Below are 11,136 nucleotides of genomic sequence, written 5' to 3'. Positions count from 1 at the left end.
GCAGCAGCGCCAAGATCGGCGCCGGCAAATTCAGGCCGCTACGACCGTTGCAACCGGCTTAGCGTACGATTTTTTCCGTTTTCTGAGACGACCCCTTCTCGGCTTCACCTTCGCCCCGCGCATCCGGGACCTCAAGGATCGCCGGCTCTACGTCTTTGGCCGCACTTCGGACTATCCAGCTCTCTCTGGCCTCATCGCCGGCCAAGTCAACGTACGGCGTATTGAGGCGCACTGGGAGGAAATCCTGCGGCTGACGGCCTCTATCAAGACCGGCACGGTGGCCGCTTCGCTCATGCTGAAGAAGCTGGCCGCATACCCGCGACAAAACGGCTTGGCCATGGCTCTGCGGGAGCTGGGGCGCCTGGAGCGCACGTGCTTCACTATGCATTGGCTGGAAAACCCTGAACAGCGCAGGAAGACGGGGCGGGAACTGAACAAGGGAGAGGGGCGGCATGCCCTGGGACGAGCCGTGTTCTTCAACCGCCTGGGCGAGATTCGCGACCGTTCCTTTGAAAATCAGTGCTACCGGGCAAGCGGGCTCAATCTCCTGACAGCGGCGATCATCCTCTGGAACACGGTCTATTTGGCCAAGGCCGTGGAAGAGCTACGTGACCAGGGCGTGGTCATTGATGGTTCCCTGCTGCCACATGTCGCGCCCTTGGGCTGGGAACATATCAGCCTGACCGGCGATTATGTTTGGAGTGATGGTCAAGAGACCGAGGCCGGCCGTCTCCGTCAACTTCGCCGCCCCACCTCCTTGCTGGCGAATTAAGAAAATTCCGCCTTAGGGTGCGTAAAATTCCGTTTCGTGTTTTCTCCCCTAACTTCACTCGCCCCAGGATCACGTACCGTGCCGTCGTCCGTCCCCTGTCCCTTTTCGCGTTTATCTTGCCTCATGTCCCGGTTCTCCTTTGACACTGAGATTCCTGCAAATCCGTGTCCAAGAAAACCGGGTCCGCCTCACGAGGACCCCAAGGAAAGCCTGTCCGGGGTATGGAATTACCTCAGCGTCGGCTGGGCCAAACGGTTCATGAAGCGCTGGCTGACCTGGGTGAGGAAGTCAGGCCTGACTGCGCCGATACGTCGCACAATGACGCTGAACCCACAGCCTGACGTCGAATACGGTCGATAAGGGGAGCGTAGGTCCGTTCAGGATTGAAAAAACATTGCACACAGTCCAAGGCCCGCCGGCCGATGACCCAACGCAAGTCCTCGTCGCCAAGGGCGCGCAGGAGCGTTGCCGCGAAGCCATTGGCGTCGGCGGCCGGCAGCACCGCATCGCGGCACTCGGGAGGCAAAGCGGACAACCCGCGCTCGTTGACGACACAGCATTTGCCGTGCCCCATGGCCTCCACCAGCTTGATCTCCAGGCCGCTGCCCACCAGACGCGGCGCGATGCACACGGTCGCCTCCGCGTATTGCGGCTCGAGATCCTCCACCCTGCCGTGCATGGTCACGTTGGGAAACGTCTTTTTTATCCTGTGGTTCACCGTGCCGCAGACGGACAGCGTGGCCTCGGGGCGCGCGGCCAGCACCAGCGGCCAGACCGCATCCAGAAACCACAGCAGGCTTGCCCGATTGTGATCGGCATCGCTGCCCACGAACAGGCAGCGCCCGGGCCGGGGGGGCGTCGCGATGGGGCAGGGGCGCATGGAAAAAGGGGCGAGGAGCACTTCGGCCCCGGGTGACATTTCGGCCAGGATGCGGGCTTCCTCGGTCTGGATGGCCACGAGCAATCGCGCTTTGGCCAAGAGCACGGTTTCTGTGTCGCGATCCCAGCGCAGGCCGTCCTGGCGCGCTCCGGCCTCGGCGAAAACCGCCGCGCGCCGCCAGCACACGTCGTGGGTCAAGATGGCTGTCAGGGTCTCTGCCGGCGCCGCGTCAAGCAGATCGGCCAGGCACGTGTAGTTGACCAATACGACATGCGGCCGGGTTTCGAGGATGCGCTGGCGGGCGAAATCCCGTTCGGAGGCTGTGGCCGGGCTGTCCCAGGCCGGCGGGGGAGGGCCGGAAACCGCGTCGAGGAGGGCCAGTTCCACGTCGATGCCTGCCGCGTCCAGGGCCCGCATCAGGTCGCGCATGTATGTGGCGTTCCCTCGCGCATTGGGTTCGGCGGAAACGCGGGAGAAAAAAAGCACCTTCGGTCGCATCATGGGGTCACCTGCCAGATATGGTGTCTGATTCTGTCCAGGGCCACAAGCCCGCCTGCCCCGTCCGGGCAGAAACGTTGGAACGCCTGTTGGAAGTCCGGGGGCACGCCGATCTGCTGGTCGTGGCAGTAGACGGGATGGAACTCCTCGTCGAACCGGAGCAAGCTGTTGGCCGTAGTCACGACGGTCTGCCCCAGGCCCCGGCAGCAGCTCAAGGGGTCCGAGGGGAGATGGCCGGGCAAAAGCAGCCGATGTGCGAGGCGGCCGCGGCCCGCGCTGTCCATTTTGAAGACGAGCAGCGCCGCCGGCTTCCAATGCAGGGTCAGGAGCACATCGCCGGCGCAGTGTACGCCGAAGGCCGCCTGGCACCAGGGGTGGGCGAACGCTTCCACCGTGCCGGCCGGATCTTCCGGCCGTAACCGGACAAGGAGCGTCGGGTTGCCCGGGACGTCCGCGACAATATACAGCCAGCCTGCCGCGGCGGCTGCGATAATCGGCCGCGTTTGGCCGCCGCGGGCAACGGGCAGCCCCGACAGGGACAGGCTGGCCACCGCATCGCCCCGGGCGTCCAGGCCCAACAGGCGCTGCCCTTGGAAATCGCAGGCCCAGATGAGGCCGCCCTCCGGGTGGTCCCGGTCGGCGCACAGCGTCCAGTATTTTCCCGGGGGGAGAGCCCGGGTTTCCCGGGGCTCCAGGGACGCGTCGAGCCGCAGCACCCGCCCCAGCATGTGGTCCAGGACCAGATAGCCGCCGTCCGCAGGATGGCGGGCAATGCTCGACACTTCGCCTTCCGGCGGCAGCCAGGCGGCGAAGGACCGGCAGCGGCGCGGACGCAGGCGCGGCGTGGGGCCAAGCAGCGCGGCTTCCTCGGCCCGGAGGGGGAGCATCGGCGCGGCGGCCAGGGCCTGGCCCAGCAGTATCCGGGCCGTTTCGAAACGGCCCCGGGAAAAACTTTGACGCCCCAGCTCGAGATACGCGCGCCGCAGCGGTTGCTCCCAGCGTCGCCACAGGGAAAAGGAATGCTTGTAGGTGAGCAGCTCCAGGGACTTGCGCGATATTTCTCCCAGACCCCAATCCTGCCTCCCCGTCATTCCCGGCTGCGTCTCCAGACAGCCCAGCAGCGACTCCAGGCGGCGTCCCAGCCGGCGCAGGGCGTCGTCCAAATCCAGGGCCGCCATGGCCAGTCCCTGCGCGTCGCGGCGGCGTGCGGCCTCCTGCAGGCGGTCTTCGAGGGCGTCCAGGCGGGAGACGATCATCCCTGCGCTCCCTGCATCCCTTTTTGCGCAAGCAGGCGTTCCAGAGCGGAACCTTCGTCCAGGCGCGGCAGGGGTTCACAGTCCAGCGGGAAGCCGCGCAGCCCGGCATCCGCCGAGAAGTCCGCCTTTGCAGGCAGATAGGCGAGCAGCCCGTCGGGCAGGTACAGAGGGGGGAAGTCCTGCCTCCCCGTAAGGAGGCGACCCGTCTGCTCGAGAAAAACGTCCCCGTTGTCCGTCATGCGCCACAGGCCGTCGATGCCGGGATGGGCCGCCTGGAAATGGTATTCGCCCGCCCCGCTGCCGAGCAGGCACAGGAGCAGGCTTTGGGCCGTCTCCTCCAGGGGACCGAGCGTGAACGTGCGGCCCGGCTGGGGGACGGGCGCCATGACGCGGCCAAGGCTGTTCCCGGCGACGTCCAGGATTTCGACGTGGAGCAATGTTTCGCGCCGCGCCTCGGACGGACGCGGCCAGGCGCAGGGGAGCCGGGACAGGACGGAATCCCCTCCCTGCGCGACCTCCCACTGCCAGCGCGAGCCGTCTTCCCCCTCGCCGGCGGCCAGGATGCCGGCCGGCGCGGCGGGATCGCCGCCGCGCGCACGGGACAGGGCGAGCATGTCTTCCAGCGTGAAGTAGTGGAGCAGCTGGCAGGGATGGTCGCGCAGGGGCTGAAGCGCGATCATGGGGGCGTCCGGAGACCGGGCCACGGCCGCCAAAAACGCCTGTAGCAGCGTGGGTTGCAGATCCGTGCGCAAGGCGTCGGCAAGAACGCAGGGAAGCCCGGGGAAGCGTTCTTGCGCGGCGGCCAGGGCTTCGGCCGCGCCGGGCGGCCAGGGCAGGCCCGCCGCCCCGGCGGCCTGCCGCCCCGGCGCGAGAACGGCCACGGACAGGCCGCATAGCGCGGCTAGGTCCTTCAGGCCGGCGGCGTCTTTGCCGACGCAGGCCAGGGCCCGCGTCGGTCCTGCCTCGGCGGCAAGGACGCCGAGGCGTCGGCCCAAGTCTTCCCGCTCCCCGGCGTCAAGAGGCCGCCCGGGCGTCAGGAGAAAAACGCAGACGGGTTCCACTACCGCGTTCCGAAATCGTAGAGGTTGCGCGCAATGATGGCTTCGGCCAACTGCATGTCTTCCATTTCGTCGATGTCGATAAGCTCCACGGGGTCCAGGAGGGGGTGGATGTAGCCGCGGCGGGTGATGTCCTGCGCCACCCTCCAGCCATTGAACAGGCCATAGCGGCGGTAGGCCTGTGCGGGAAAGGGTTTAGCCGCGCCGGACAGGCCATGGACGGTCCCGTCCGCATCCAGGCGGAGCAGACGGTCCCATGCCGGGGACACGGGGCGGACCGTGCTCGCCTGCCCCGCGCCGTCCGCAAGCCTGGCCGTGAGGTCGCGCACCAGGCCCACCGAGCGGAAAGGATGGGTGGGGTAGAGTTCCACCACGATGTCGGCCCGGAAACCGTCCTCCTCCAGGCGGGCGAGGGAATGGGCGATGGCGTCGCCGAGCAGGGAGGTGTCCTGGGCCAGTTCCGCCGGCCGCAGAAAGGGAACCTCCGCCCCGAACCCCACGGCCGCGTCCGCGATTTCCCGGCTGTCCGTGGACACCACGATCCGGGTGAAGCACTGGGCCCGCAGGGCCACCACGATGGTCCAGAAGACGAGGGGCTTGCCGGCAAGAGGATATAAATTTTTGTTCGTGATGCCTTTGGACCCGCCACGAGCCGGGATGAAGGCCAGGACGTTCGGACGCATGTACGTTCCCCATTGCGATGGCGCGTTGTGTTTTCCCCCAGCATTCTTGGGAAAAAGGACAAGCGAAAGGACCATTTCGGCAGGGCCGTTGTCAACGGTAGAGACGCGTGCCGGCATGTTTCGGCCCCGTCAGTGTTCCCAAGGGGGCTTTAGGGCGTGCGTTGTTGCCCAACGTCCTCGATGCCCCCTTGGTGTCCATCCGGGAGCCTGAAGGCGCGCCCTCAACGGGTTCCATGAGAGCGGTCAGCGCCCCAAGGGTCAGCTTCGGTACGGCATCGCGGCGACGAACCTCGTCGCACTCGCGAATACGCCGTCGATATTCAGATATTCCCAAGCGCCATTGCGCCCGACTAGGTAGATGTTTTTTGCGGCGAGAAACTCAGTCAGGTACGTCTTCACGTCGTCGAGATCGAGGGTCGGTATAGGATAGGTATATTGCTGGAACTGGGTATCGACGCAAGCGATGTCGTCCGCCGAGCCGAGGATGCCGCGCCGTAGCAAGTCGGAAACGACAGTCTCGACGAGGGCGTCCCGGGAAACCACGTCACCCGTTTTGACGGTGTACTCCGCGACGACGGCGGGGCGGAACCCGTCATAGAAATTCTCCATGAACGTCAAGCGATAGAAGATTTCATCGCCAGCGAAGAAAACCCAATGGCAGGACTTGAAGCGACCGAAGGCCTTGCCGTCCTTGAGCCCGATCATGATGAAGAACGTGTCGTTGTGGCGCAACTGCTCGCGCCGGGCGGCAAGTTCCGGGTAAGGCAAGGCGTCGATGAGGGTCGGCAGGGGGATGGTGGAAATGATGGTCCGGCACGTTGCGTGCGTGGCGTCGGCAAAGTCGAGGGTATAGCCGTTCGCCTGAGGGGTGATGCGACGCAAAAGCTTGTTGAGGTGGACGGAACGGCTGATCGGGGCATGCAACGTATCGACGAGGGTTTGGATGCCGTTATGAGGATACAGAAATTTGGATTGGTACGCACGACCGATGTATCTATGTCCCAAGGCCCCCTGGATAATCTTTTCGAATGGCTCAGGTTCTATTTTGTTGGATACGAGCTTCAATGATATATTGTCAAGTTGTGAATTCCATATTTTTGTGTTGTATGGAATCATGAAGCAACGGGCAATGCCAGAGCCAAGCCCACAATAAATCCAATCACTTAAGTTTTTGAAACTATTTGTTTTCGATGCGCATGACTCCATATAGCCAACGATGCAATCTTCCCAGTCATCGTCCGGAAGCTGATAAAGCCCATTTTCAAAAGGATACTCAAGCTCGTAAACGGCATCGTTTGCCAGATGACATATTTTTACGGTTCTATCGCAGGATTGGTAGCTGAGAGGCAAGGATGTTAAAAAATCCTGAAAGGCATTGTCTTTGCTATACAAGGCGTGGACGCCCAGATCCCAACGGAACGGACCCGTGCGCCATGTCCGGCACAAACCGCCGGGAGTGGCTTCCGCCTCGTAAACCGTAAACGGGATGCCCCGCCTGGACAGTTCCGTCCCAAGCGAAAGGCCGCTCATGCCGGCGCCGAGGATGGCGATATCGCTATTTTCCATGGAGCTCTCCGGGCCGTTCCGTGGCGAAGGCGCAAGGGAGATGCAGGGTTCCTTCGAAATCCCTGCCTTTTTCGAATCCCATCATGCCCAGTTCGCAGGCGATGTTCGTCTTCCAGGTCGAAGCGATCAGGATATAGTCGAAAGGTTCTTCCCGCAGCCTCGATTTGGCATGGACGGGCGCCCCGTCGATGACTTTCCCCTGTTTGGCCGGGTCATTGTCCACGAACGTGACGCTGACGCCTTCCAGCGACGCCTCCACCCAGCGCTTCCAGGCTCGCCCGTTGCCGCCGGCGCCGAAGATGGCCAACTTTTTCCCTTGGATCAGTTTGCGACGCAATTTCTCTCGTAAAAAGAATTCTTCGGCAAAGGGTTCCGCCAGACTGGCGCCCAACTGGCATTGCCGCTGGTACTGGCGCAGGCATGCGGCCAGAATGTCGGCCAAGTCGGCACAGTCCCGTCCCTGGGCCTGCCTGGTCTGGATGGCGGCCTGGAGAATGGCCAACCGGGAATGGAAATAGAGGGTATTGAGGCAGATGGGGAGCAACAGCGCGGCGAGGTCGAAGTCGCCGGCCCGGCAGGCCGCAAGGAGCGCTTTTTCGGCGCGCTTCCCGGCGATGGCCTGGTATTCGGCCGGCAGGGCCGTGTACATCCCGAGCAGTGTTTCGGCGTAGGCGTGGGCGGCCCCGAAGCGTCGCGGCAATTGGCGAAGATAGTCCAGGGCGGATGGCGCGTCCAACTCCCCTGTCAAGGCGACGACGCCGGCCGCACGCGTCAAGTCTTCGACTGTCCGGTCGGGATCGAGGGAGGCGATATCCTGGACGAACCGCTCGTATGTCCGTTTGAAGATCCTGTCGGGCTGAAACAGGGACAACGCCTTTTCATGGCCGCGCCGGGCGATGGCGAGGCGTTCCGTTTCATGGGCGAGGTAGTAGCGGCACTTCTCCGCCAGTTCGTCGAGGGTCGTGAACACGACGATTTCCTCGCCGGGCGTAAAGAGGTCCCGGATCTGCGGGGTGTCGGTGCAGACGAGCAGCGCCCCGGCCAGCACGATCTTGAACGTTCTGTCCTTGTGGACGAAGTCGAAATTGATGCCGATTTTGGCCCGTTGATAGTATTCGAGCACGCTGGGAACGCATCCCGTTTCGGGGCTGTAGGGCAATTCCGCCGCAGGGCCGCCGAAGAGTTCCTCACAGACCTGGAACCCCATGCCCCAGCAGGCGACAGGGACGCCTTTGCTTCGCAGCGTGTTGAGAATCGAAAGGCGCGGCCCTGAATAGGGCGTCTCGATGGAGGACCCGACGAACATCACATCCACCGGACGCGGGGAAGCCGGCGATACCGGCGTGAATTTGCCGCAATAGTTGAGGGAAATGCCGAAACTGAGCGGCACGACGCCAAGCCCGCGCAAATATCGGTCGGCCTTCGGGTCATAGGAAATGGTGGCGTCACATTTCGCCATGCGGCCGAGATTCGCCATGTTGCGGGGATCAACGGAATTCTCATCGTTGTTGATGAGGATGAAGCCCATTTCGCGAAGTTGCATGCAGTAGGCGAAAGGCAAGTCGTAATCGGAACCAATCATGAGATAGGGCGTGCCCAGGGCGTCGGCGAATGCCGCGAGGGCCACGGCCGGGTCGGCGATCTGATGCGCGGCGGCAAGCGGATAGCTGAAGACGCCGAGGATTCTGGCGCCGAAGGGATGGAGCGTGTCACACGGCGAACAGTATGGGCAGGCCCCCGGCTGCAGGTAGGGGCTTGTGGGCGTGATAAGGACGATGTCGATCCCGCGCAGGTCGTCCGCGAGCTGCTTGACGTTGGCCAGGCCTTTTTGGCGTCGCGCGTGATTGTTGCGGCGGATATCGCCTCTCCGTTGCCCCGTCTCTGCTTCCATGGCGGCTCTCCATATCCGTGTATCGTTTTCTTTCTCGTGTTTGACGGCATCAACGGCATCAGACGAAAGACACAGCCCGACCGATGTCCCCAACTGACGGAGAGGGACATTCGCGATAATTAAGCAAGTTTTGTTCCACAATCTGGTCCAAGAGATGGGGCGGGGCGGCGCGTGTTTACAAAATTCTCTCTGCCTGCTGTTGCATGCCGGTTGCAAACTTCCTGGCAAGCTGGACAAGCTTTATGGAGTCCGTCTTTTGGCGTGATTCCTGTTCCGGATCGTGATTGTCCACTTTGCGATCCTTCTCATGGATGCGCACATTGGCGAGCACTTTTGGGACATGGACAAACGTTGCGCCGGCCACGGCAAAGCGGAGAAACAACTCATGATCTTGCGAGACGTAGTCTGGATCATAGTATCCATACTTTTCATGCAGCTCTTTCCGGTATAATTTACAGATACCGCACAGATACCAATGGCAGAAGGCATTTTCAAAGGTGTATTCCGGAAGGGAGAAACGGCGCAAAATACGATTAGTATCGTCAATAATGTGCATGTCCGCATACGCGAAGTCCGCGTTGTTTTCCTGAAGCGCGCCTTGCAGATCGGACACCATGGTCGGAAACAACATGTCGTCCGAGGCGATGAAGGTGCAGAAGGTTCCCGTGGCCGCCCGAAACCCCGTGTTGAGAGCGAGGCTGAGCCCCTGGTTGCGATCATGCTCCAGAAGCACTAGGCTGCGTCCCTGCCGGGGATAGCGGGGATGCCACTGGCGCTCCACGACGTTTGCGGCGGCGTCGTAGTTGGCGGCGTAGGACGTCCGTTCGTCGTCCACGGCCGCCGCGTATTGGCGCAGGACCTCCCGCGTGGCGTCGGTCGAGGCGTCGTTGACCACCACGATCTCCACATCCGGATAATCCTGAAACCAGATGGAATCGAGGCAGGTGGGGAGATACCGGGCCTGATTATACGTGGCGACGACGACGCTGACTTTTTCCATATGCGTTTCCTCAGAGGGGAAAAACAGGGGCCGGCACGAATCGGATGGCGGCGCGCCGCGCCGGCCCTTCCGGACAGGAACCTGCCCCGCAGACTGTAATTTCTGGAACAAAGTGTGGCAAACCCCGCACTTGTGTCAATTTCAAAGTTCTTTTTCCCTCCGCCCATAGGCGCGAAGCGTTTCCGCCGCAGGGGTATTTCCAAGGCGCACGGGGAACGCGACTTGTCTGCAGCCGTTTTTTTTGCTGGAGTATGCCGATGGCCGGCCGAAAGCGCAGGGAACGGGTACGGGCTTCCGGGCGCAGGCCGGGACCGGCTCCGCATGCCGTCGGGAGAGCAGGCCGCATGCCCCCGAACGGAAACACCCGAGGAACGTCATGACCGCACTCTTCGACATTTTTGATTCCACGGCGCTGGTGCTCCCGGAGGAGCGACTGGCCCTGCACGCGGCGGCGGCGGCCGTGCCCGCCGACGGCGTCATCGTGGAGATCGGCACCTACAACGGCATGTCCGCGCTTCTCATGCGCCAGGCCGCGCCCCCCACCTGCCGCATCCACGCCGTGGACCCCTTTCCCCAGCCCGGCGCGGTCCAGCGCCTGGGCGACCACGGGGTCACCTTTTTTCAAGGCACCTCGCGCCAGTTCGCCGCACGGTTTCAAGAGGGCGTCGACCTGCTCCTCATCGACGGCGACCACAGCTTCCACTGGGCCCGCGAGGATTTCACGGCGCTGGCCCCGCTGCTGCGGCCGGGCGCGGTGGTGGCCTTCCACGACGCCGGGATAACGCCTTTCTGGGGCATCCGGCTCCTGGTGGACGCCCTGGAACTGCAGGGCGCCCTTGCGAGGCCGGCCGTCTACATCGGCCAGCTCGCCCTGGGGCGATTCGATCCCGCCGCGGGGCTGCCGCCGGTGGACGCCTTCGTGCGTGTGGCCCGGGACCATCTCGCCGTGCCCACGGATTTCGGTTTGTGGAAGACGCCGCCCGACCGGGTGTTCGAGGAATACGTGTACAGCGCCATGTCCGTGCCGCGCCCCCTGGACGGCGTGCGCTTCATCGGCCGGGGTTTGCGCGGCTGGCTGATCAAGACTCTCCTCGACTTGCCCGCGGCGATGTTCATCGATAGCAGCCAGGCCCGGGACCCGGCCATGAACTACCTTGTGGTCAGCGCCTATTGGGCGGAGATCCACCGCAGTCTCACGCAGGACGGGGGCATCCCCGCCCACAGGCTGCGGGCGGTGACAGAATACACCCTTTCGCGTCTGCTCTATGCGGATATTTCGGGCGACAGGCAGGGGCTACGCCGGCTGGCCCGCGACGCATTCCAGCGGGAATTCCTCCTGGCCCTTTTCTCGACGATGCCCGGGCACGAACTGTTCGCCCTGCACCAAAGCGGCATGCTCGTCTCGTTCATCTCCGGTTTGTTCCGCGGCTTCTCCTACGACTTTGGCGGGTAGGTCCTTTCCCCGCCCGCATGACCGGAGTTCGGTCCACCTCCGCGTCCGGCACAAGAGCTTGCTTGTAGTGAACTGTGTT

General features: G+C 63.3%; 9 protein-coding genes. 2 read left to right on the top strand and 7 right to left on the bottom strand.

All coding sequences use genetic code 11. The annotated features are described in order from the left end of the window. The coding region (locus tag Q368_RS0121695; RefSeq protein ID WP_029461129.1) for a Tn3 family transposase at positions 1–772 on the top strand (772 nt) is incomplete at its 5' end. Positions 773–1,028: 256 nt separating this feature from the next. Here Q368_RS0121695 and Q368_RS26515 read toward each other — a convergent pair. From Q368_RS26515 to Q368_RS0121660, 7 genes are all read right to left on the bottom strand, one after another. Then, complete coding sequence (locus tag Q368_RS26515; protein ID WP_162179670.1) at positions 1,029–2,081, bottom strand: glycosyltransferase; 1,053 nt, start codon at positions 2,079–2,081, stop codon at positions 1,029–1,031. A gap of 68 nt (positions 2,082–2,149) precedes the next feature. Next, positions 2,150–3,406, bottom strand: coding sequence for an NHL repeat-containing protein (locus Q368_RS26510; protein ID WP_029461127.1), 1,257 nt, complete (start codon positions 3,404–3,406; stop codon positions 2,150–2,152). After that, positions 3,403–4,401, bottom strand: a complete 999-nt coding sequence (locus Q368_RS0121680; protein WP_156955820.1) for a hypothetical protein — start codon at positions 4,399–4,401, stop codon at positions 3,403–3,405. Before Q368_RS0121680 ends, Q368_RS26510 begins: the two co-directional genes overlap by 4 nt. A gap of 65 nt (positions 4,402–4,466) precedes the next feature. Continuing rightward, a complete protein-coding gene (locus Q368_RS24170; protein ID WP_052360331.1) occupies positions 4,467–5,147 on the bottom strand; it encodes an acylneuraminate cytidylyltransferase family protein in 681 nt (226 codons plus the stop codon). Between the two features lie 258 nt (positions 5,148–5,405). After that, complete coding sequence (locus Q368_RS0121670) at positions 5,406–6,713, bottom strand: protoporphyrinogen/coproporphyrinogen oxidase (RefSeq protein ID WP_029461124.1); 1,308 nt, start codon at positions 6,711–6,713, stop codon at positions 5,406–5,408. Next, a complete protein-coding gene (locus Q368_RS0121665; RefSeq protein ID WP_029461123.1) occupies positions 6,703–8,604 on the bottom strand; it encodes a glycosyltransferase in 1,902 nt (633 codons plus the stop codon). The genes Q368_RS0121670 and Q368_RS0121665 overlap by 11 nt, the downstream gene beginning before the upstream one ends. Before the next feature lie 175 nt (positions 8,605–8,779). Beyond that, positions 8,780–9,604 (bottom strand): glycosyltransferase, encoded by an 825-nt coding sequence (locus tag Q368_RS0121660; protein WP_043786641.1) that lies wholly within the window; start codon positions 9,602–9,604, stop codon positions 8,780–8,782. A 376-nt stretch (positions 9,605–9,980) separates the two neighbouring features. On the opposite strand from Q368_RS0121660, the gene Q368_RS24165 reads away from it, so the two are divergent. Beyond that, a complete protein-coding gene (locus tag Q368_RS24165; RefSeq protein WP_029461121.1) occupies positions 9,981–11,057 on the top strand; it encodes a class I SAM-dependent methyltransferase in 1,077 nt (358 codons plus the stop codon). Positions 11,058–11,136 lie beyond the last annotated feature (79 nt).

Origin of the sequence: Solidesulfovibrio alcoholivorans DSM 5433 (genome assembly GCF_000702665.1) — a bacterium.
In the GTDB taxonomy this organism is placed as follows: domain Bacteria; phylum Desulfobacterota; class Desulfovibrionia; order Desulfovibrionales; family Desulfovibrionaceae; genus Solidesulfovibrio; species Solidesulfovibrio alcoholivorans.
The sequence above is the reverse complement of the archived record's forward strand: the minus strand, read 5'-3'. Positions and strand labels throughout refer to the sequence as shown.